Genomic DNA, 22,363 nt, shown 5'->3' with positions numbered 1-22,363 from the left:
TCACCCGTCCCGTTGCAGGGGTGGGGTCAGAGGCGCGACCCGTACGCGGTACAGCCGATCCCCCGTCCGTACGCGGAGCCCGTCGTCCACCACCTGCCTGAGCCGCTTCGCGGGTGGGGGCGCGCCCGGGACGTACGACGCCAGCCAGGCATGCAGGGCGGAGGCGTATGCGGCGGGGTCCGCACCGGGTGCTTCCGCCGCGTCGGCGCCCGGCTCGGCCGACATCAGCATCGGCTCCTCGCCACGCACGCGCACCACGCACGCGGACGGCCCGGTCACATAGGCCGCGACGGAGCAGCCCTGATGCCGGCGGAGCACCTCGGCCGTCCAGAGCGCCGGCGACCCGAAGCGCGGGTCGTCCGGTTCCCCGTGCCGGAACACCACGTCGGCCAGGTCCAGTTGGTCCACGTCCCGGGTGTCCTCGTGCAGCGCGACGTGGAGTTCTCCGCCGTGATCGGGGCCGGCCGGCGGACGAGGATCGGCCCGGCGGGCGACCGCGACGTCCCCGGGCCCGAGCACCCGCGTCCGTACGTGGAGCGGGACGGTGACCGTCCCCGGCTCGTGGTCCGGCAACGGCAGAGGCTCCAGCGTGGCCGGGCGGTCGGGCTCCGGCACCCCCATCATCGAGTAGAACAGGCGACGCAGCCGGACGGCGGACTCGCCCGGCACGGACGTGGTGAACTCCGCGGGGCCGGTCAGTGGCCTGTGACCGGCGAGAAGCCCTTCGACCTGGGCGACGAGCGACGTGTCGGGACCGAGCTTCGGGGCCTCCCGCATGAACGTGGAGATCGGCGCGTCCGGGTCGAGCGAATCGAGGGGCGCCGCGCCCAACAGCACCGGAATGCCGAGGGCGGCTGCGTAGTACGTCACGGAACCGTGGTCCCCGACGACGGCGTCGGCGGCCAGCAGAGCCTGCCGCCACCCGGTCAGCGGGTCGATCAGCGCGAGGCCGGAGCGCCGTGCGCGATCCAGCCAGGAACGGACCTGGCCCGGCCCGTGGCCGTGCCAGATGTTGGGGTGCAGCACGGCGGCGAACCGGTACTCGTCGACGGGGAACTCGGCCGCGACCCGGTCCAGCAGCCTCGCGACCACATCGCCGCCGTCCCCGCCGTCACCGAACAACGACTCGGAGTTCCACGTCGAATTGAGCAGCACGAGCCGCTGCCCGGGCCGCACACCCAGCGCGCGGCGGAAGCGCTCGCGAAGCGGGCGTGCGGCGAGCATCCGGTCGAAGCAGGGGTCACCGGCGAGGACAGCGGTCGGCGCGGCCTGCGGGCAGGCAAGGCGCAGACGCTCGTGCTGCTCGGGATGGGAGAGCACGAGCGCGTCGGCGATCGGCGCGCCCCGGGAGAGCAGCCACTCCGGCGCGAGCCCGAAGACGGGCGCCTTCCCTGACCCCGACCCATGTCCGGTGTCCGGTGTCCGGTGTCCGGTGTCCGGTGTCCGGTGTCCGGTGTCCGGTGTCCGGTGTCCGGTGTCCGGTGTCGCGAGCCTCTTAGTATAGCCAACACCGTGCGAGAGAATGGCCAACTTGCTGGGGAGAGCGTCCAGTTGACCGCCGAAGCTGGCCGAGACCGCCAGGTCCACCGGTGTCCCGACCGCCTGCTCCCACGGCAGGACCGGCACTCCCGTCCCGGCCAGCAACTCCGCCGTTCCGGCCATGAACGCCGAGGACCCGGTGCAGGTGGCCAGCAATTGAACCCGCAGGTCGTCGTCGAACAGAGGCAGTACGTCGAGCAGCCGGGTCGCGGCGGTCACATTGTGTACGACGACGAGGACCCGCAGGCACTTCCCCCGGGTGACCCATCGTTCCGCGTCGTCCCCGACCGGCACCCGCACCCATCGGGCCTGCCCGCACTCGCTCATCCGCACACCGCTCATCCACTCGGATTCGGCCTTCCGGGCCGTTCATGTGGTGGGCCACGATAGTCAACCCGTGTGTGCGGTCCGACGGCCGACCGGTGGACGGGGCACCCCGGCCCGCCCGGGGCCGTGGCGTGATCGGTCCGTTCACGCCGTGACCGGTGTGACGGTCGGGTACGTCGAGGCCGGCGGTTGATCGCTTCTGCTTCGGCTTCCGCCTTTCACACGGACTGTCTGTCCCTTTTCGGTCAGCCATGCGCCAATATCGGTCTCCGGCGATTGATTATCTGGTGACAACAGTCGTGATCGGCTCCGAAAGGGTCATTGAATCTCCCTATAGTGAAGCCGCGTTGATCAGCAGACCACCGCAACGAGCGCAGCCCTCGTCACAGGAGAGTCCGTACGATGACGACGCCCGCATTATCCGCCGTGCCCCCCGAGCGTGCGAACGAGGCCACGGCGGCACCCGGAGGCGGCTGCCCGGCGCGCGCCGGTGCGGCGGCCGTCCCGCTCGGCGGTCCCGAGTTCCACACCGATCCCCGGGTGCTCTACCGCACCATGCGGAACGAACACGGTCCGGTGGTCCCCGTCGAACTGCCCGGGGGCTTTCCGGCCTGGCTGGTCATCGGATACCGGGAACTCCACCAGGTCACCAGCGACGGCGAGTTGTTCCCCAGGGATGTCGGACTCTGGAACCAGTGGGAGCGCATACCGGCGGACTGGCCGCTGTTACCCATGGTCGGACGGCCGATGCCGTCCGTCTACTTCACGGCAGGGGCCGAGCACCGGCGTCACGCGGTCATGGTCGGACAGGTTCTGGAGGAGGTCGAACAGTTCCGACTCCGCAGAGACTGCGAGGAGTTGGCCGACCGGCTCATCGACGGGTTCTGCGACCGCGGGACGGCGGACCTGATCAACGAGTTCGCCGTGCCGCTGCCCGTGCTCGTCCTGGCCCGTCTGGTCGGCTTCCCCGATGCCGACGGCCCGCGGATCGCCGAGGTGCTGCGCGATCTCGCGGACGGCGGACCCGGCGCGCAGGAGGCCCATCTGCGGTTCGGTGAGCACATGCGGCTGCTGCTGGAGGCCCGGCGGGCCGTGCCCGGACACGATGTGACCTCCCGGATGCTGGCGTACGCGGGTGACTTCACCGACGAGGAATACGTGCTCGACCTCATGGCCATCACCGCCGCCGGGCATCTCACCACGGCCGACTGGATCGGCAACTCGCTGCGGCTGATGCTCACCGACGACCAGTTCGCCGTCGCGCTCACCAGTGGAGGGCACAGCGTCGCCGAGGCCATGAACGAGGTGCTGTGGGAGGAGTGCCCGACACAGATCCTCGCCGGCCGCTGGGCGTCCCGTGACACCTGGCTGGGCGGGCGGAACATCCGGGCCGGAGACATGGTGCTGCTCGGTCTGGGCCCCGCCAACGCCGATCCGCACATCCGGCAGCATCTCCCGACCGCGGCCGGGCCGTCCGGCCGGCGCGGCAACAGCGCGCATCTGGCCTTCAGCCATGGCGAGTACCGCTGCCCGTTCCCCGCCCAGGAGATCGCGGAGACCCTCGCCCGTACCGGCATCGAAGTGCTGCTCGACCGCCTGCCCGACCTGGCGTTGTCCGTCCCGGAGCGGGAACTCGTCCGGCGGCGGTCCGCCTTCTTGCGCGGTATGACCGCACTGCCCGTCCGGTTCACCCCCGTACGCCCGACAGGAGACCGCGCGTGAGCTGCCCGTACACCGCCGCCCATGGAGCCGCGTCGCGTGACGAGGCCATCGTCATCGACCCGCTGGTCCGAGACCTCGACAGTGAGACGGCGCGGCTGCGCGCCGCCGGGCCGCTCGCCCGCGTCGAACTGCTCGGGGTGCCTGCCTGGGCCGTCACCCGGCACGCCCTGGCACGTCAACTCCTCGTCGACCCGCGCCTGGTGAAGGACATCGACGCATGGGAGCTCTGGCGCAGCGGCGCGGTCACCCGCGCTTGGCCGCTGATCGGCATGATCGACGCCGGACGGTCCATGTTCACCGTGGACGGGGCCGAGCACCGGCGGCTGCGTGCCAAGACCTCCCAGGCGCTCACCCCGCGTCGGCTGGAGGAGATACGCCCGTGGATCGAGCGGTTCACCGAGGAACTGCTCGACTCCCTGGCCGAGCACGCCGAACGGAGTGCGGACGGCGTCGTCGACCTCAAGGCCGTGTACGCACAACCGTTGCCGATGCGGGTGGTCGGCATGCTGATGGGGGTGGACGAATCCGAGCACCCCATGCTGCTGCGGCGGTACGAGGCGTTCTTCTCCATGCTCACACCGCACGAGGAACGCCTGGCGGTGCTGGCGGAGTTGGACGAGTTCTACGCCGCCCTCGTGCGGGAGCGGACGGACCGGCCCGCCGACGACCTCACCAGCGCGCTGATCCTCGCCGACGAGGGAGGGGAGCCGCTCACCGAGCAGGAGGTGATCGGCAACCTCAAGGCGATGGTGGCCGCCGGGCACGAGACCACCATCGGGCTGATCCTGAACTCCGTACGAGCGCTGCTCACCCACCCCGGCCACCTGCGCAGTGTCCTCGACGGCGCGATCGCGTGGGAGACGGTGATCGAGGAGACGCTGCGTTGGGACACCCCGACCACCCATCTCCTGATGCGGTTCGCCACCGAGGACATCCCGGTGGGCGACGTGGTGATCGCGAAGGGCGAGGGAGTGGTCGTCTCGTACCGTGCCGTCGGCCGCGACACCGAGCAGCACGGGCCGGACGCCGACGACTTCGACGTCACCCGGCCGGCTCCGATCCGCCACATGGCCTTTGGCCACGGCCCCCACATCTGTCCCGGGGCGGCACTCTCCCGGCTCGAGGCGGGCATCGCCCTGCCCGCGCTGTTCGCGCGCTTTCCCCGGCTCCGGGCGGCCGTCCCGGACCACGAGATCCGCAAACTGCCGGTGATGACGCAGAACGACATGGAGGCGTTCCCGGTCCTGCCGCACGGCTGACACGGATCGCAGGCCACCGCGTCGTCGTCGCCCCTCGCCGCCCGAGGACGGCGAGGGGCCGCCCGTACGTCAGCCCGTCGCGTCCGCCAGAGCGCGGTCGGCCGCGGCGCGCGACCGCTGCCACAGCGTGGTGACCGGCTCCCACACATGGATCCCGTCCGGCATGCCCACCACGGAGGCGGAGAACGTGACGCCCCGGTGGGAGGGGTCGGCCCCCGCGGACAGGCTTCCGACGACATGGCCCTCCACGGCCTTCGGGTCCGCCGTGCGCACCGCCGCGTACGCCCGCGCGCCCTGCGTGAGTGTGTAGGGGCCGCTCTCCGAGGGCGGGACGGGCTGGGCGGAACCGTCCAGGCCGCTGAACGTGACCGTCGGGATCCGGTCCACGACACAGGTCCGGTTGCCGCGGTTGGTGACATCGAGGCGGGCGACGTTTGGTCGGCCACCGGGTTCGGCCCGCACTTGGAGGTCCTTCTCCTGGCAGACACCGGGGCGGCTCATGGCAGGGTCGGGCGCGGTGTCGGCCGGGGCCGGCGCCGCGGTGGCCGTCGACGCCAGGGCGGCGCCGACGGCGAGGGCGGCGAGGGCGGGGACGAGAGCGCAGCGGAGACGCATGGTGTTTCTCCCGTGGGATCGGTGGCCTGCGGATCGGCCTGGCGGCCCGGCGACCGGCGCGGTCGCCATGGCCAGTGTGACCGATGCCACCCGACCTCCGCGGCAGAACGGATACCAGCGCTTCGGCGCACCCGCGCCGAGGTCGGGCCGGGGCGGTTCTCAGCGCGCGCGGACCGTGGCCATCATCTCGCGGTCCGGCTGCAGGGTCAGTGAGGGGACGGGGTGGACGACGCCGGGGTCCACCTCCAGGCGGAAGCGGCGTGCCAGCACGGCCAGGACCAGCACCGCCTCGACCATGGCGAACCGTGTGCCCAGGCAGACCCGGGGGCCTCCGCCGAAGGGGAACCAGGCGTACTCGGGGATGTCGTCGCCGTTCTGCGGGGCCCAGCGCTCGGGTCGGAACTCCTCCGGCTCGGGGAACCAGCGCGCGTCGCGGTGGGTGGCCCACTGACTGGCCCACACCCTGGTGCCCTGCGCAATGGGTACGCCGCCGATCCTCGCCCCCGCCTTGGCGACGCCCGTGACCAGCCAGATCGTCGGGTAGAGACGCAGGGTCTCCTTGACGACCGACTGGGTGTAGGTGAGCCGGGCGAAGTCGTCGAACTCCGGCTCCCGGCCGTCGAGCACCCGGTCCAGCTCCTCGCTCAGCGCGGCGAGCGCCCGCGGATTGCGGGACAGCAGGTACCAGGCCCACACCAGGGTCGAGCTGGTCGTCTCGTGTCCCCCGATGTAGAGCGTGACCGTCTCGTCGCGTACCTCCTGGTCCGTGAGGTGCGTTCCTGTGTCGTCGACCGCCGTCAGCAGCCGACTGAGCAGGTCGGGGCGCTCCTCCCCGCCGTCGCGGTGGCGGGCGACGACCCGGCCCACCTCGGCGTCGATGACCGCGGCGGCCTTCTTGATCCTCGCCCGGCCCGGTGTCGGCACCCAGTCGGGCAGCAGTGCGCCGATCCCGGCGAACTCCTTGCCGATCTCCTGCTGGGCCACGCCCATGGCGCGGCCCATCGTGTCGGCGTCGGCCGCGGTGTCGACACCGAAGATCGTGCGGACCGCGATCCGCTGCGTGAGTGCCGCCATCTCACGCTTGATGTCCACGCGTTCACCGTCCGCCCAGGTGTCGGCCAGTTCCAGCGTGCTGCTCGCCATCGTCCCCGCGTACGAACGCACCTGCTTGGGGCGTACGGAAGGCTGGACCAACGACCGCTTGCGCCGCCAGTCGGCGCCCCGGGCGACCACCACGCCGTTGCCCATCACGGTGCGGAACGCGATGCCGAGCGCGGGCTGGTCGAAGGTGCGTTCCGTCTCGGTCAGCAGTTCACCGATGCACTTCGGATCGGCGACGTACACACCGGGGTTGGGGCCGAACCGCCAGGTGACCATGTCTCCGTGGTCGCGCAGCCGCTCGAAGAAGGCGAGCGGGTCCTTGCTGAACTGCGGCAGGTTTCCGAGGAGCGGCAGCCCCTTCGGGCCGGGTACGAACGTGTGGCCCCGTGATTCGGCGCCGACGGCCGGGCCGCTCTCCGTGGACATGAAGGTCTCCGCTCCCTTGTGACGCACCTCGACCGGTGCGCGAGCACATGACTTCAGGATGACCGTACGACACGCACCTCGTCATCTACCGTGCATCGCCGGCGAGTTGTCGATGATGGGAGCCGGGAGCCGGGAGCCGGGAGCCGGGAGCCGGGAGCCGGGGCAGGGGTGGGTGCGGCGGCCGGAGCGGGAGCGGGAGTGGCGCCGGTGTGGATGCCGCCGGGCGGGAGCGGTTCCCGGTCCCGCCCGGCGGCACGGTCCGGTGGGTGTCGGACCCGGGTCGGTGCCGAACATGGGTCCGGTCCGTGCCGCGGTGCGGACACCGGACCGTGACGTGACGTCAGATGCGTGGCGGTACCCGGGACGGGCGTCCGGTGCCGCGCGTGAGGGAGTAGCCGAAGACGGCCGCGATCGCTCCCAGGACACCGCCACCGATGGTCCACAGCCAGCGGTCGGTCCACCAGCCGGATGCCCATCCGTCCTCGGGCTCGCTGCCGAGCGAGACCCTGGCCTGCCCGTGGTCGCTGTCGCCGTCGCCGTCGCCGTCGCCATCACCGTCCGTGGCCGAGGAGCCCGATGCCTGCTCGACGGAGGACGCGCCGGGAACCAGAGGTTCGGCCAGTGCGCCGTCCACGTCCGCCGCACCGCCCCGGTCGACCGAGCCGACCTGGACCTCGGTCCGGATCGGGAGTCCCAGGTCCGCCGAGGGCAGGTCGACGACCGTGAGGCGTACGTAATAGCTGCCCGGCAGCGGGTCGTCGGCCCACGGATCGGACCAGGCGCGAACGGTCCGCAGGACGCAGGTCAGTTCGACCGACGACGTGCCGGCGGCCGCCTTCGCGGTCTGGCGGCCGTACATGCACGCCTGGCGGCGCCGCAGTCCGTCGTACACGTCCACCTGCCAGGTCGACGCGCCGTGCCGGGCGGCGCTCTCCGGCAGGGTGACCTTGGCCCTCACCGTGGCCCGCTGCCCGGCGTCGGCGGGGAACACCCAGTACAGGTAGTCGCCCGTGGACGCCTCGGCGGTGGCACGCTGGTCCTGTTGGAGCGCCGTCGCCGTGCGGAAGGTGGTGCCGGCCTCCGTGGGACCGGCGGCGCCGTCCGAGGCGCTCGGGCTCGGGTCCGCCGACGGGTCGTCGGCCGTGGCGACCCCCGCCGACGTCAGCAGGGCGAGCCCGGTCAGCAGCGCACCCGTGAGTGCACGCGTCGTTCGCCTCATCAGTTGGTCCTCCAGATGGCGATGCGCCAGCGCGAGAGCCAGCCCGCCAGCAGGCCGGCGACCAGTCCGGTGAGCACCAGGACCCCCAGCAGCCACCAGCCGCGGCCGAGACCGAACGCGGCGACGTCGGACGCGTCGTCCGGGGCGTCCACCAGGTCCACGGTCAGCTCGACCGGCATGCCCGGTTCGGTCTTCACCGAGGCCGGCGCCGAGAAGGAGTTGCTGACCTGGAGGCACACGGTCTCCGCGGCGGGCTTGTCGCCGCTGTCCGTGGCGTCCTGCTCCGGCTTCGGGTAGCGCAGGCCGGCGGAGATCGCGTCGGTGCGTCCGGTGCCCGACTCCGAGCCCCGGACGATCTCACGCCCGTGCACGGTCACCGCTCTCAGCAGCACGCCGTAGTCGTTGTTCACGGCACGGTCCGCCGAGACGCTGACCGAGGCGCGCAGCTCCTGGCCGGGCAGCACGTCCACCCGGTACCAGCGGTGCTCGCCGATCCTCTCGCGGTCGGTGTACAGGCCCGCCTTGAGCTGGGGCGCCCGGGAACAGCTGTCCGCGCCCTCGGTCGCCACCGGAGTGACGACCGGCTCGGCCGCACGGTCCACCAACTGCTTGACACGTCCGGAGAGTTCATCGGTGTGCTGGACGGCGGTGTACGTGCCGCCGGTGGCCTCGGCGATGCAGGTCAGCTGCTCGCGGATCTTCGTGTTCGGCACCAGGCCCAGGGTGTCGATGACCAGGTGGATGCCGCGTGCCGCGATGTCACGTGCCACCTCGCACGGGTCCAGCGGACCGCAGGTGTCCTCGCCGTCCGTGATCAGCACGATCCGCCGGGTGGTGTCGCCGCCCTCGAGGTCGTCGGCGGCGCCCAGCAGGGCCGGGCCGATCGGGGTCCAGCCGGTGGGTGCCAGCGTGGCCACCGCGGTCTTCGCCTCGGTGCGGTCCAGCGGGCCCACCGGGTAGAGCTGCCTGGTGTCCTTGCAGCCGACCTTCCGGTCGTTGCCCGGATAGTTGGCGCCGAGCGTCCGGATGCCGAGCTCGACCTGCTCGGGCACCGCGTCCAGAACCTCGTTGAACGCCTGCTTCGCCGCGGCCATGCGGGACTGGCCGTCGATGTCCCGGGTCCGCATCGAACCACTGACGTCGAGGACCAGCTCGACCTTGGGGGGAGCCTTGGTGGGGGTTTCCTCGGCGGCGGCGGGAAGTGCCGTACCGAGCCCGGCGGTCAGCGTGGCGAGCAGGATGCCCACCCCGACCGTCAGCCTTCTTCTTATGATCATCGGCGGATACTATTGAAGATCGCTTCGCTTCCCCAAACCGTTGCCGAGGCCGCGAAGGCTCCCTTTCCCGTGTGTTCAGGGCCGGGTGACGGACGATCAGTTCCCGGGTGACGCCTGGTCGACCGATGGGTGACAGGTATGCGGTGACAGGTGGTCTGCGACCCGTCGCTTGCTTGTCACCGGTCACCATGACCCGCGTCCGCGATGCCGGAGCCACGAGGGGCGGACCCGCCCAAGAGGGGGCGTGCAGCCCGCTCCAGGACCGACTCCACCCGCTCCCACGTGGCCCGGTCCCGCCGGACGGCGGGCAGTCGGGGCCCGTCGCCCGCGCCCCAGGCGGTGGCGATCGCGACCGGGTCCTCGTCCGAAGCCGCGGCGGCGGCCAGCGCTGCCGCGCCCAGCGCCACCGGCTCGCCGGGGGCGGGCACGATCAACGGCCGCCCCGAGAGCCGTCGCACCGTCTCCACCCACACGCGCCCCCGGGCGCCGCCGCCGATCAGGCGCAGCGGCCGGGCGGCCACCTCGGGGGCGTCCGGGTCGAGGCCACAGGCCCGCAGGAGTTCGTCCAGGGCGCGCAGGACGGTGACGACCGCGCCCTCGTAGGCGGCCCCGAGGAGTTGGCGCGGGGTGGTGTCGTGCCGGAGCCCGGTGAGCAGACCGGACGCGGTGGGCAGGTCGGGTGTGCGTTCACCGTCGAGATAGGGGAGGAGCACGGCCTCGCCGCCCGGCGCCGCGTCCTCACGGTCCAGGCCCAGCAGCGCCGCGACCTTGTCGACGGCGAGCGTGCAGTTCAGGGTGCAGGCCAGCGGGAGGTACGTGCCGTCCGTCGCCGCGAAGCCCGAGAGGGCCTTCGACACCGGCCGCGTCCGGGAGGCGGCGAAGACCGTGCCCGAGGTGCCGAGGCTGAGCACCGGGTGGTCCAGCAGCCCGGCGCCGCCGAGGCCGAGACCCACCGCGGCACCCATGTTGTCCCCGGTGCCCGCGGCCACGGCGATCCCGGCGGGCAGGCCCAGGTCGTCGGCCGCGTCGGCGGTCAGGGGGCCGACCCGCGTCGCCCCGCTCCCGGCCACTTCCGGCAGCAACGCGGCGTCCAGGCCGATCAGTCGGAGAAGCCCGGGGTCGTAGGTGCCGGTGGCGGTGGAGTACCAGCCGGTGCCCGAGGCATCCCCCGGGTCGGTGGCGGCGAGGCCCGCGAGGCGCTCGGTGAGGAAGTCGTGGGGGAGGCGCACGGCGGCGGTCGCGTCGGCGGTCCGTGGCTCGTTCTCCCGCAGCCATCGCCACTTCGAGGCGGTGATCGAGGCCACCGGCGCCGAGCCGGTCCGTACGGCCCAGGCATCGGGGCCGCCCAGCGCCGCCGTGAGGGCGGTGGCCTGCGGGGCGGAGCGGGTGTCGTTCCAGAGCATCGCCGGACGCAGCGGACGCCCCGCCCGGTCGAGGACGACCAGGCCGTGCTGCTGCCCGCACACCGCGATGCCCGCCACGGCGGAAGCGGGGACGCCGGACTCCCTCAACGCCGCGGTGACGGCGTCGCGCAACGCCCGCCACCACATCTCGGGATCGCTCTCGCGGGCCCCGCCCTCACCGGTGACCACATGCGGCGCCCGGCCGACGGCGAGCGGCCGGCCGGTGTCCGCGTCGACGAGGACGGCCTTGGTCGACTGGGTGGAACTGTCCACACCGATGACGACGGCACGCGACGGCATGGTCGGCCTCCTTCCTGTTCCCGCCCTGCTCCGGCGCCGCGGGGCGGGCGAATCCTGCCATGCGGCGAACGACGCATGCGCCGGACATTTTTGACCGCGCGGAGAACAAATCAAAGGGCCGGGCCCGCGGCGGGCCGCGAGTTCCCCGCAGGCGTACGGAGAGTGACGCGGGGTGGCAACGGGGTTACCGTACGGCGGCCGGGGGTGCATGATTGGCCACCGGCGTAGACACATGACGGGGCGGGCCCCGGTCCCCGTCCCGGGTTCTGGAACCCGACGGCACCGAAGGCGGCCAGACGATGACGACAGAACGCTTCATGCCCACCCCCGCGGACAGGTTCACCTTCGGCCTCTGGACGGTGGGCTGGCAAGGACGCGACCCCTTCGGCGAGGCGACCCGCTCCGCGATCGACCCGGTCGACTCCGTACGGCGCCTCGCGGAACTCGGCGCTTACGGTGTGACCTTCCACGACGACGACCTCATTGCGCCCGGCACGACGGACGGCGGCCGCGAGAGGATCGTGAAGCGTTTCCGGCAGGCGCTGGACGCGGCCGGGCTCGTCGTGCCCATGGCGACGACGAATCTCTTCACTCATCCGGTGTTCAAGGACGGCGCGTTCACCGCCAACGACCGGGACGTACGCCGCTACGCCCTGCGCAAGACCTTGCGCAACATCGACCTGGCCGTCGAGCTCGGCGCCACCACTTATGTGGCCTGGGGAGGACGCGAGGGCGCGGAATCCGGCGCGGCCAAGGACGTCCGGGTCGCCCTCGACCGCATGAAGGAAGCCTTCGACCTGCTCGGCGACTACGTGACCGAGCAGGGGTACGACCTCAGATTCGCCATCGAGCCCAAGCCGAACGAACCGCGCGGCGACATCCTGCTGCCGACCATCGGGCACGCCCTCGCCTTCATCGAGCGCCTCGAACGCCCGGAGCTGGTGGGCGTCAACCCGGAGACCGGGCACGAGCAGATGGCAGGGCTGAACTTCCCGCACGGCATCGCGCAGGCCCTTTGGGCGGGCAAGCTCTTCCACATCGACCTGAACGGGCAGTCCGGCATCAAGTACGACCAGGACCTGCGGTTCGGCGCGGGCGACCTGCGCCAGGCGTTCTGGCTCGTCGACCTGCTGGAGACGGCCGGCTACGAAGGCCCGCGGCACTTCGACTTCAAGCCGCCGCGGACCGAGGACCACGAGGGCGTGTGGGTCTCGGCCGCGGGCTGCATGCGCAACTACCTGATCCTCAGGGAACGCGCCGCCGCCTTCCGCGCCGACCCCGCCGTGCGGGAAGCGCTGCGCGCGTCCCGGCTCGACGAACTGGCCCGCCCGACCGCCGACGACGGCCTGACCGGGCTGCTGGCCGACCGGTCGGCGTTCGAGGAGTTCGACGTCGACGCGGCGGCGGAACGGGGCATGGCCTTCGAGGCGCTGGACCAGTTGGCGATGGACCATCTGCTCGGCGTCCGCTGACCGCCCGCCGCCGCGGGGCACGCGCTTCGTACGGGTCGGCCGGCGAACCGGACCCCGGCGTACGCCATCGGGTCGGCGAGCCGCTTCGGTTCGGCGACCGCGGCTCCGGCGCCGGGTCCTGGTCGGTCTTCGGCCCCAGCGGTGCGAGGTCGCGCTCCATATCGGGGCCGAGCCATGCGGCCCCTCGTACGACGGGCCGCAGCGTTCTGCGCACGGGAGGACGGGTGCCTCACGCATGGGAGACGTGCGGCGGCGGTCGGAAGGGCCCGCTTCGCCGGTGGCCGGAAGTGCGTTCTTCGCGCGTCGGTGGCCGCAGGTGGTCACCCCCGGTCGAGCGCGCGATCCGTGAGCGGGCCCGCGCAGCCGGTGTACCGGGCGGGTTCCGTCAGCTCGGCCAGGTCGAGGCCGGCCAGCTCCGGCTCCTCGTCCAGGACGTCGGTGAGGACATCGGCCAGATCCGTGGCCTCCGCGCGGGCCCGGGCGGCGGCGTTGATCAGTACCTCCCTGGCCCGCTCGCGGCCGATCCGGCCGGCGAACACGGCGGCCAGCCGCTCCGAGACGATCAACCCGTCGGTGAGCTGGAGGTTCTCCCGCATGGCGTACGGGACGACGCGCAGTCCCTCGGCGAGTTCTGCGGCTCCCCGAGCGGCCCCGCCGACGAGCCTCAGCAGTTCGCGCAGCGGCTCCCATTCGGCGTGCCAGGCCCCGGCGGGCCGTTCGTCCCCGGCGGCCAGTGATCCGTACAGCGTCGCCGCGAGACCCGGGGCGCGGCGGGCGGCCGCCGCGATCAGCGTGGCCCGTACGGGGTTCGCCTCGTGCGGCATCGCGGGCGAGCCGCCGCCGTGTCCCTCGCTCACCTCACCGATCTCGGTGCGGGACAGGATGAGCACATCGGCGGCCGGCTTGCCGAGGGCCCCCGCTGTGAAGGCGAGCGCGCCCGCCAGATCGGCGACCGGGGTGCGCAGGCTGTGCCACGGCAACAGCGGCTCTGCCAGACCGAGTTCGTTCGCGAACGCCTGGAGCAGCGGCATGCCGCGGCCTTGGCCGCCGAGAGCCGCCTCGTCCCCGTCGGTCCGCGGTGCGAGGGCGTCGAACGCCGCCAGCGTCCCCGCCGCGCCGCCGAGTTGTACCGGCAGTGATTGCCGTACGGCCGACAGCCGGTCCCGGGCGTCCAGGATCAGCGCCCGCCACCCCGCCGCCTTGAGCCCGAAGGTGATCGGCGCGGCGTGCTGGGTGAGGGTACGGCCGGCCATCGGGGTATTGCGGTGCGCGACGGCGAGCCGTGCCACCGAATCCGCGGCCCGCGCCAGATCGTCGAGCAGCTCCGCCAGGGCCCGTGCGGCGACGAGCATGGCGGCCGTGTCCAGGATGTCCTGGCTGCCCGCGCCCCGGTGCACGTACGGCCGGGCCTCCGGCTCGACCGCCGCGACCAGATCGGCGATCAGCGGCACGACCGGATTGCCGGCCGCGCGGGCGCGCAGGGCCAGACCCCGTACGTCGAAACGGCTCGCGTCGGCCGCGGCCGTCACCGCGCGCCCGGCCGCGACGGGCGCGAGCCCGCAGGCGGCCTGGGCGCGGGTGAGGGCCGCCTCGGCGTCGAGCATCGCCTGCAGAAAGGCTTTGTCGCCGGTGGCCGCCTCGACGGGGGAGCCCGCCCGTCCGGGGGCGAGCAGACCGGCATCGTTCTCGTACGTCAACTGAACTCCAGGAAGACCGTTGGCCACCGATGGAACACGCTGAGCGCGCCGGGCGGGAGCCCCGCCGGGGGCCGATGAGGCGCCGCCGGACGCCGTTGGCGATCCCGCCGGCACCGACGGAAGAACCGGCGCGCTTTGGTGACGGATTCGCACAGCGGAAGAGAAGTGCCGGGTCACGCCCCGCGGGGGCGGTCCTCAGTCCTCGTCGACCGCCCGGTGGATGCCGAACGCCGCCCCCTGCGGGTCCCGGACCACCGCCATCCGCGGCGCCTGCCGAACGCTCGTGGGCGGCATCAGCAGTTCGCCGCCCGCCCCCTGAGCGGTGGCCGCCGCCGCGTCGACGTCCGTCACCCCGAAGTACGGCAGCCAGTTGGCCGACCTGTAGGCGGCGAACGCGTCGTCCATGACCACCAGACCGCCGAAGTCGTCCCCGGCCAGGCTCCACTGCGGATACTTCTCCGAAGCGCCGTTCACCGTCCATCCGAAGACCTCCGGGTAGAAAGCCAGCGCCGGTTCGGCCTCATGGGTGACGAGTTCGACCCAGCCCAGCGCGCCGGGGGCGTTCAGCCGCTCGAAGCCCGCGAAGGCGCGCGGCTGCCACAGCGAGAAGACCGCACCGGACGGGTCCGCGACCACCGCGAACCGTCCCTCGTCGGGCACGTCGAGCGGGCCGACCAGGAGCGATCCGCCCGCCCCCTTCACCTTTTCGACGGCGGCATCGGTGTCACGGGTGGCGAACGAGACGGTCCAGGCGGTCGGCTGCTCCGGCAGGTGGGTGGGGCTGAGCGCGGCCACGCGCGCGTCCCCCAGGTACGCGGTGGTGCAGCCGCCCGCCTCCGGGCGCGGATCGGTCTCGGGGCGCCAGCCGAGGACCGCCGCGTAGAACGACTGGGCGGCGGGGACGTCGGACGTGCTCAGCTCGACCCAGCAGGGTCCACCGGGCACCGGTCCGGTCAGCTTCATCGCGTTCCTCCTTCGGGCGCGTGGCGATTGCGGGCGCGTGGCGACGAGGACGTGGGACGGCGGGGACGTGGGACGGCGGGGACACGAGGACACGCGTCCCCCGGCCGGGATCCGCGCCCGCCCCTCCCGGACCCGCGCAGTCGAACGCTATGGCCTCGGGGTGAGGGCGGCCATCGGTGGCCCGGCGACACCCTCGGAGGAGAGAGAATGTTTACGGGTGTAATACCTGCTAAAGTATTTGAGTGAGTAAGGCAACCATCCGGTCCGCGCGGTCGTTCCTCCGCATGTTCCCGCTGGTGGCGCCGCTGCGCCTCGTCCGCCCCTCGGACATGTGGTTCAAGCCGGCGACCAGCGTCGTCGTCGCCTCGGCCGTGCCGAACCTGTTGCTGTTCGCCCTCGACCGGCTGGACCTCGTGATGTACACGATGGCCGGTTCGCTCTGCGCGCTGTACGGGCACGACCTCCCGTACGCCCGCCGTGCCCGGGCGGTCGCCGGCGTCGTGCTCTCGATGGTCGTCGGCATGGCGATATCCCTGGTCGCGGCCTCGCTCACGGGATCCGCCGCCGTACTCATCGCGGTGGGCGCACTGCTCGCGGCCGCGCAGAAGCTCCTCTGCGACGCCAGCCGCATCGGTCCGCCCGGACCGGTGATCTTCACCTTCGTCACCTCGGCCGCGCTCTTCGGCCCGCAGCGCCTCGGCCAGGTGCCCGGCCATCTCGCACTGGTGCTGGCCGCGGGCGCGTTGTCCTGGCTGGTGACGCTCACCCCCGCGCTGATCCGCAGGGAGGGCCCGGAGCGCCGGGCGACCGCCCGCGCCCTCGACGCCGCCGCGGCGTACGCCGACCACCCCGGCCACCGGACACGTCACACCGCGGTCGCCGCCGTGCACGCCGCCTGGCGGGCACTCCTCGCCTCCGGGCGCCCCACCCCCGTACGCCGGGCACTCGAACGCCTCGTCGTCCACGCCGAGGCCGCACTCGCCGGGGGATTCCCGGGCGGGGACCCGGCCACCCCCGCCGCGCCCGGCCCCGACCGGCTCCGCGACTGGGCGCGGCGGACCCGGGGCCGCGGCCCCGTACCCGTGCCGCCCCCGGCGCCCGGCACGTCCGAGGAACTGTTCGGCATCGACGCCGAGCGGGCCGCCCGCCTCGCCGGAGGCCGCCGCGAAGCCCGCCGCGCACTGCTGCGCGGGCTCGCCCCGGGCTCCCCGCTGCTGCCCGTCGCCGCCCGGGCCCTCGTCGGCTGCGCCCTGGCCGGATACGTGTCCCAGGCGGCCGGGGTCGGCCGTCCGTACTGGGCGATCGTCACCGCCGCCTCCCTCTACCAGGCCAATGTGTCGCTGTCCTGGAACCGTGCCCTCCAGCGCACCCTCGGCAATCTGCTGGGCGTCCTCGTGTTCGCGGCCGTGCTGCCGCTCAGCCGGGTCTCGCCCCTCGCCCTCATCGGCTGCTGCCTGTTCTTCGGCTTCGCGGCGGAAGCCCTGATCACCCGCAACTACTGGTTGGGCTCCGTCGCCGTCACGCCCATGGCCCTGCTGGTCATGGAATTCGGCGGAACGTACCCGGCCGGTGAACTGATCGGCGACCGGGTGCTCGACACCGTGATCGGCGCCGCCACGGGCCTGCTCGGAGCCATGGTGGTGACCAACCGCCGGGCCACCGGACGCCTGGAGAAGGCCCTGGCCGACGTGCACCGGGCCCGGGCCCACGCCGTCCACGCGCTCGCCGCCCCGCAGCCCGCTCCCACCGCCCTCGACGCCGCGCGCCGTCGGCTCACCGGATCGCTCGTCGAACTGCGCGAGGCCGACGACGCGGCGGCGGGCGAATGGTGGCAGCGCGCCCTGCCCCGCGAACAGGTCCTCGCGGCCGAGCAGGCAGGACACCGTACGCTCGCGGCTACAGCAACACGGCAGGGGCTGTTCGCCCCCGCCCAGGAGAACGGAGCGGTGTGACCGACGACATCGTCGCCTCGGTGGTACGGCAGTGGCAGGCCGTCAATCCGGAGCTGGACACCGGACCCATGGAACTCATCGGCCGCATCAATCGCTGTGCGGCCCTGCTCCAGCAGGCGGAGGACGCCCCGCTGCGCGCCGCCGGCCTGACCCGTCCCGAGTTCGACGTGCTCGGTGCCCTGCGCCGTACGGACCGTGAGCTCACCCCCGGCGAGCTGGCCAGGGAGACGTTCTCCTCCGGCGCCGCCGTCACCAAGCGGCTGCGTGCCCTTCAGGAACGCGGGCTGGTCGACCGGCGCGGCGACGAACGCGACCGCCGCGTCGCCCATGTCCGCCTCACAGCGGAGGGCTGCGAGCTCGTCGACCGGTTGCTGCCACGGCAGTTGGAATACGAGCGCTCGGTGCTGTCCGGGCTCGACGAGCAGTCCCGCGCCCGGCTCAGCGCCCAGCTCAGCGAGCTGCTGGTGCAGTTGGAGGGACGCATCGGCGGCGGCCGACGCTGACGCCGGGAGCCGGGAGCCGGGAGCCGGGAGCCGGGAGCCGGGAGCCGGGAGCCGGGAGCCGGGAGGGCTGAGGGGGAGGGAGACGGGGCCGACGACTGAGGGCCTTCGCCGTCGGTGTCAGGTCGCGTCCAGCAGCGCGACCGACCGGCGCAGTTCCTCGGCGCGGCGGAGCAGGGCGCCGTCGCCGCCCCGGTCCGCGGGCGCCGACGCCACCAGCGCGAGCCGGTCCCGTCGGCTCGACCCGGCCAGCGGGACGGCCACGGTGTGCAGCCCCGCGACCGACTCCCCGCGGCTGACGGCGTATCCACGGGAACGGACGTGGGCGAGCTCCGCGAGCAGCGCGGACCGCGTGATGAGCGTCGTCGGTGTGTACCCCGGCAACTCCTCTCCGGGGTACAGGGCACGCACCTGTTCCTCCGTCAGCGACGAGAGCAGCAGCTTGCCGCCCGCGGTGGCGTGGGCGGGACGCGTACGCCCCAGCTCCAGCATCGCCCGTACCGGATGCGACGACTCGCGGCCGTCCGTGACGATGACCTGATCCCCGATCAGCGCCGCGCTCTGCACCGTCTCACCGGTGCGCCGGACCGCGTCGTCCAGCACGGCCCCCAGCCGTCGACGGACCGCCGCGCCGAAACCGGCCGGGAGGCCGAGGCGCACCAGCTCGGGCCCGGCCGCGTAGCCGCGCCCCGAGGAGTCCCGTACCGCGAAACCGCGGCCCTCCAGCGTGCTGAGCACCCGATGGGCGGTCGACCGGCCGACGCAGAGCGACGCGGCCGCCTCCGAGACGGTCAGCCGGTCGCGGGTGAGGAAGAGCTGTATGAGCCGGAGCCCGGTGTCCAGCGATTCGATCGTGTAGCGCCGTGTCTGCCCCATGGCGTATCCGTTCTCCTGTTCCGTTCTGTTGTGTTCGGGTGCGACTTCCGCTCCCGGTGCGGGCGTGGGTGACGTACCGCTTCCGGGTACGAGGCGCCGGGCGGGCGCGGGTGGTCCATAGGGGTGAAGTTCGCGTTCCGGCGGGCCCTCGTGTCGACCGGGTGCGCCACGGGCGAGTCCGTGGTGCGCGGTCACGACCGCGGCGGCCTGCGAGATGTCGGTCGGGCGGACCTGTGGACCGGTGACCGACGGCGTTTCCGTCACGGCGCGATGTCCTCTGCCGCACCTCGCCATTCGGTCATGAATGTGCATCTTTCGATCCACTTCGATCACATGCGTTCTTGTATCGCTGTGAAGGACGGAGGTGGTGTGCCTGGTCGGGCGGTCGAGCCGTCATCGTGTCATATTCCCGTGTCGACCTGGCCTGTTGCGTCGAGAATCCGGGGCCATGTGGCGCGCATATGTCCCGCTGTGCGGTACGTGGGGTGTCGTCCTGCGCCGATTTCGACATCCCGTCACTCCGTGTGCACGCACGGAGGCGCTGCGTACAGAAACTCGTGAGTGTATTACCGCGTGAGCGTTCCCGCAGGGGGTTGGGTGAATATGCCGAGGCGCTGATTCGATCTGACTAAGCTCACGCGCAGCGCAGTCGGGTTGAGACGCATTCGAGTGCTTGTTCTCAACTGTCCGGCGGGCGCGTATATCTCCCGAATCAACCGCCCGAGGTTCCAGATGGTCCGTGTCGAATCACCACCGACCGAACGGGAAGCACCCGTCGCTCGAGCCGTGTTGCTGCCCGTGGTCCTGTGCGGTGGCGCGACCGCCGCCGCCGCGCTGATGTCCGGGGCCGCCCGGATACCAGTCGTCTGGTGCGGCGCGCTCGCCACCGTCGTGATCACCGCGCTCACCGTCCAACTCGCCCGACGGGCACGCGACATGCGCGTCCAGCGCGCGGCGTACGAACGGCGCTTCGCCGATCTGGAGCGGCGCATCGCGGCCCATGACGACGAGACCGTACGGATCAGCAAGGTGCTCCTGCCCGCAGCCATCCACCGGCTGCGCGTGGGCAATTCGCCCGAAGAGGTGCTCCGGGACGTCGTCGACGCGGACGAGCGCTACAACGACCTGCCCGACGCCCAGCGCTCCTTGGTCTACAAGGTGCTGAACATCATCGACAACGAAGAGGCGCTGCGCGACTCCGCGCAGCGCGCCTTCGTCAACGTCGCCCGCCGCGTCCAGGCGATCGTCCACCGCCAGGCGAGCGAGCTGCGTGAGATGGAGGAGCACCACGGACGCAACCCCGACGTCTTCGACGACCTGCTCCGCATCGACCACGGCACCGCGCTGATCGGTCGTCTCGCCGACTCCATCGCGGTGCTCGGCGGTGCCCGGCCCAGCCGTCAATGGCCCAAGCCCGTCCCGCTGTTCAGCGTGTTGCGCGGCGCGATGTCCCGGATCCTGGAGTACCCGCGGGTCGATCTGCATTCGATCGCGAAGGTCGCCATCATCGGAACCGCCGTCGAACCGCTCATCCACGCCTGTGCCGAGCTCCTCGACAACGCCACCCGGTACTCGCCGCCGCAGACGCGGGTCCACGTCACCGCCGTCGAGGTGCAGACCGGCATCGCCATCGAGATCGAGGACGGCGGGGTCTCGCTCAGCGAGGAGGCCCGCGCACGCGCCGAGAACATGCTGGCCAGGGCCCAGGCGGGCTCCAGCATGAACGACCTCGGCGAGTCCCCGCGTCTCGGCATGGCCGTCGTCGGCCGAATCTCCCGGATGTACGACCTCCAGGTCTCCCTGCGGCAGTCCGCTTACGGCGGCGTCCGGGCGGTCCTCATCGTGCCCCGCGCCATGATCACCACCGGACCGGCTCCCGGCATCGCCCACGGCATCGGCGCCACCTCGCGGCCCACCAGCGACATCGACCACGAGGCCATGAAGCACGTCGTACCGGCCCGGCGCAAGCCGCGCCCCGTGGCCCAGCGCCCGGCAACCGGGCCGGTCGCGCCCGTCACCCGCCCGGCCATGCCCGCGGCCGCCATGGAGGACGACGTCCCCGTGGTCACCGAGTGGACCGCCGGGGGTCTCCCGCAACGCCGCAGCCGCGGCCGCGCCCCGCTGGGCTCGCACAACCTTCCCGCGCAGCCCGCCGACCCCGCCCCGGCACAGCGCAACGGCCATGCCAACGGGCACGGCCACGGGCAGGGCGGCGCCAGCCGGGAACAGCCGCCCGGGCTCTGGCTGGAGGCCTTCACCAACGCCGTCAACGGCGTGCCGCAGGAGCCGACGACCGACGAAGACTCTGACGACGCCCGGGACAAGGGAGACCTGAAGTGATCCAGCAGCGGGGAAACATGGACTGGATGCTCAAGGAACTGGCCGACGACGTGCCGGACATCCATCAGATCGTGGTGCTGTCCGCCGACGGACTGCGCATCGCCCAGCACGGCGGCGACCCCGACGTCGCCGACCGCCTCGCGGCGGCCTGCGCCGGACTGCAGAGCCTCGCCGCCGCCGTCGCCACCGAGATCCCCTACAGCGACGGCATCATGCGCCTGGTCGTCATCGAGGTCACGGGCGGCTTCTTCTACATGATGGCGGCCGGAACCGGCGCGTACCTCGCGGTCCTGGCCGGTGAGACCGTGGACGCCGGACTCGTCGGGGCACGGATGCGTGACATGGTCGTCAGGATCGGCGCCCATCTGACGAGCCCCCCTCGCCATGACAGGCAGGGAGGATGAACTCCCCCCGACGAGAACGCCGAGCGGCCGATCCGGCGCTGAGCGACCCGGAACGGCTGTACGTGCTCACCGGCGATCCCGACGGAGGCGAGCGCGCCGCGCTCGACCTGGTCACGATGATCGTCGCGAACGCCGAGCCGACGCCGACGGTCCAGCCCGAGCAGGCCGTGATCCTGCGGCTCTGCCAGGCCCCGTTATCCGTCGCCGAGGTCTCGGCGTACCTGGCTCTGCCGTTCAGCGTGGTGACCTCGCTCCTCACGGAACTCCTCGCGGCCGACCTCATCGAGTCGCGCGCACCCGTCGTTCGCGCCACTCTCCCGGACAGGTCCCTTCTCGAAGCGGTGATGCATGGACTTCAGAAGCTCTGACACGATCGCCGGCCCCCGGCGCGAGGACGTCCTCCCCACCACGGCCACGGCCGCGGTGAAGGTCGTGGTCGTCGGCGGGTTCGGGGTCGGCAAGACGACCATGGTCGGATCCGTCAGCGAGATCCGGCCGCTGACCACCGAAGAGACCATGACGCAGGCCGGTGTGGGCGTGGACGACAACTACGGGGTGGAGAGCAAGACCTCCACCACCGTCGCCATGGACTTCGGGCGGATCTCCATCAGCGAGGAGCTGATCCTCTATCTGTTCGGCACCCCCGGCCAGGAACGGTTCTGGTTCCTGTGGAACGGCCTGTTCGAAGGCGCCCTCGGCGCGGTGGTCCTCATCGACACCCGCCGTCTCGAGGTCAGTTTCGACGTCATCGGCCGACTGGAGGAACGCGGAGTGCCGTTCGTCGTCGCCATCAACACCTTCCCCGACGCCCCGAAACACCCCGTCGAGGCGCTGCGCACCGCTCTGGACCTGCCCGAAGAGGTCCCGATGATCGACTGCGACGCCAGGCTGCGCGGCTCCAGCCGCGACGTGCTGATGACCCTGATGCGCTATCTGCACAGCCTGGCCCTCCCACTCGCCTGACCGCACCG

General features: G+C 72.4%; 18 protein-coding genes. 9 read left to right on the top strand and 9 right to left on the bottom strand.

The features are described 5' to 3' along the window. Window positions 1-1,866: a hypothetical protein gene (locus ACGF2V_RS11550; protein WP_362706420.1), complete on the bottom strand. Its 1,866-nt coding sequence runs from the start codon at window positions 1,864-1,866 to the stop codon at window positions 1-3. A gap of 402 nt (window positions 1,867-2,268) precedes the next feature. Here ACGF2V_RS11550 and ACGF2V_RS11545 point away from each other — a divergent pair, with 402 nt between their 5' ends. Both ACGF2V_RS11545 and ACGF2V_RS11540 read left to right on the top strand, forming a co-directional pair. Continuing rightward, window positions 2,269-3,588 (top strand): cytochrome P450, encoded by a 1,320-nt coding sequence (locus ACGF2V_RS11545; RefSeq protein WP_362706417.1) that lies wholly within the window; start codon window positions 2,269-2,271, stop codon window positions 3,586-3,588. Further along, entirely contained in the window at window positions 3,585-4,847 is a 1,263-nt protein-coding gene (locus ACGF2V_RS11540) for a cytochrome P450 (RefSeq protein ID WP_362706414.1), read from the top strand. Before ACGF2V_RS11545 ends, ACGF2V_RS11540 begins: the two co-directional genes overlap by 4 nt. A 69-nt stretch (window positions 4,848-4,916) precedes the next feature. Here ACGF2V_RS11540 and ACGF2V_RS11535 read toward each other — a convergent pair whose 3' ends face one another. From ACGF2V_RS11535 to xylB, 5 genes are all read right to left on the bottom strand, one after another. Beyond that, window positions 4,917-5,462: a DUF4232 domain-containing protein gene (locus ACGF2V_RS11535; protein WP_362706411.1), complete on the bottom strand. Its 546-nt coding sequence runs from the start codon at window positions 5,460-5,462 to the stop codon at window positions 4,917-4,919. 159 nt (window positions 5,463-5,621) lie between these two features. Next, window positions 5,622-6,989: a cytochrome P450 gene (locus ACGF2V_RS11530; RefSeq protein WP_362706408.1), complete on the bottom strand. Its 1,368-nt coding sequence runs from the start codon at window positions 6,987-6,989 to the stop codon at window positions 5,622-5,624. A 340-nt stretch (window positions 6,990-7,329) separates the two neighbouring features. Next, window positions 7,330-8,208, bottom strand: a complete 879-nt coding sequence (locus ACGF2V_RS11525; RefSeq protein WP_362706405.1) for a hypothetical protein — start codon at window positions 8,206-8,208, stop codon at window positions 7,330-7,332. Beyond that, window positions 8,208-9,485 (bottom strand): VWA domain-containing protein, encoded by a 1,278-nt coding sequence (locus tag ACGF2V_RS11520; RefSeq protein ID WP_362622948.1) that lies wholly within the window; start codon window positions 9,483-9,485, stop codon window positions 8,208-8,210. The genes ACGF2V_RS11525 and ACGF2V_RS11520 overlap by 1 nt, the downstream gene beginning before the upstream one ends. Before the next feature lie 176 nt (window positions 9,486-9,661). Next, a complete protein-coding gene (xylB, locus tag ACGF2V_RS11515; RefSeq protein ID WP_362706402.1) occupies window positions 9,662-11,188 on the bottom strand; it encodes a xylulokinase in 1,527 nt (508 codons plus the stop codon). 299 nt (window positions 11,189-11,487) lie between these two features. Between xylB and xylA the strand changes: the two genes are divergently transcribed. Further along, on the top strand, window positions 11,488-12,660 hold the full coding sequence (gene xylA / locus ACGF2V_RS11510; RefSeq protein ID WP_362622944.1) for a xylose isomerase: 1,173 nt from the start codon (window positions 11,488-11,490) through the stop codon (window positions 12,658-12,660). A 320-nt stretch (window positions 12,661-12,980) separates the two neighbouring features. Here xylA and pcaB read toward each other — a convergent pair whose 3' ends face one another. After that, complete coding sequence (pcaB, locus tag ACGF2V_RS11505; protein WP_362706400.1) at window positions 12,981-14,357, bottom strand: 3-carboxy-cis,cis-muconate cycloisomerase; 1,377 nt, start codon at window positions 14,355-14,357, stop codon at window positions 12,981-12,983. A 195-nt stretch (window positions 14,358-14,552) separates the two neighbouring features. Next, entirely contained in the window at window positions 14,553-15,320 is a 768-nt protein-coding gene (locus ACGF2V_RS11500; RefSeq protein WP_362706397.1) for a VOC family protein, read from the bottom strand. Window positions 15,321-15,604: 284 nt separating this feature from the next. Here ACGF2V_RS11500 and ACGF2V_RS11495 point away from each other — a divergent pair, with 284 nt between their 5' ends. Both ACGF2V_RS11495 and ACGF2V_RS11490 read left to right on the top strand, forming a co-directional pair. Beyond that, entirely contained in the window at window positions 15,605-17,272 is a 1,668-nt protein-coding gene (locus ACGF2V_RS11495; RefSeq protein ID WP_392911763.1) for an FUSC family protein, read from the top strand. Beyond that, complete coding sequence (locus ACGF2V_RS11490) at window positions 17,269-17,775, top strand: MarR family transcriptional regulator (RefSeq protein WP_362622936.1); 507 nt, start codon at window positions 17,269-17,271, stop codon at window positions 17,773-17,775. The genes ACGF2V_RS11495 and ACGF2V_RS11490 overlap by 4 nt, the downstream gene beginning before the upstream one ends. A gap of 117 nt (window positions 17,776-17,892) precedes the next feature. Here the strand turns inward: ACGF2V_RS11490 and ACGF2V_RS11485 are convergent, their stop codons facing one another. After that, window positions 17,893-18,648, bottom strand: coding sequence for an IclR family transcriptional regulator (locus ACGF2V_RS11485; RefSeq protein WP_362706394.1), 756 nt, complete (start codon window positions 18,646-18,648; stop codon window positions 17,893-17,895). A 732-nt stretch (window positions 18,649-19,380) separates the two neighbouring features. Between ACGF2V_RS11485 and ACGF2V_RS11480 the strand changes: the two genes are divergently transcribed. Genes ACGF2V_RS11480 through ACGF2V_RS11465 form a run of 4 tightly spaced genes read left to right on the top strand, consistent with a single transcriptional unit; the run spans window position 19,381 to window position 22,355 of the window. Then, window positions 19,381-20,988 carry an ATP-binding protein gene (locus ACGF2V_RS11480; RefSeq protein ID WP_362706390.1) on the top strand — a complete coding sequence of 536 codons (1,608 nt, stop codon included), beginning with the start codon at window positions 19,381-19,383 and terminating at the stop codon, window positions 20,986-20,988. Beyond that, complete coding sequence (locus tag ACGF2V_RS11475) at window positions 20,985-21,392, top strand: roadblock/LC7 domain-containing protein (RefSeq protein ID WP_073781436.1); 408 nt, start codon at window positions 20,985-20,987, stop codon at window positions 21,390-21,392. Before ACGF2V_RS11480 ends, ACGF2V_RS11475 begins: the two co-directional genes overlap by 4 nt. Continuing rightward, entirely contained in the window at window positions 21,389-21,760 is a 372-nt protein-coding gene (locus ACGF2V_RS11470) for a DUF742 domain-containing protein (RefSeq protein WP_362622926.1), read from the top strand. Before ACGF2V_RS11475 ends, ACGF2V_RS11470 begins: the two co-directional genes overlap by 4 nt. Beyond that, entirely contained in the window at window positions 21,741-22,355 is a 615-nt protein-coding gene (locus tag ACGF2V_RS11465; RefSeq protein WP_362622923.1) for an ATP/GTP-binding protein, read from the top strand. The genes ACGF2V_RS11470 and ACGF2V_RS11465 overlap by 20 nt, the downstream gene beginning before the upstream one ends. The last annotated feature ends 8 nt before the right edge of the window (window positions 22,356-22,363 follow it).

It is taken from the genome of Streptomyces sp. NPDC047982, assembly GCF_043204165.1.
In the GTDB taxonomy this organism is placed as follows: domain Bacteria; phylum Actinomycetota; class Actinomycetes; order Streptomycetales; family Streptomycetaceae; genus Streptomyces.
This window is presented reverse-complemented; position numbering and strand designations above follow the sequence as displayed.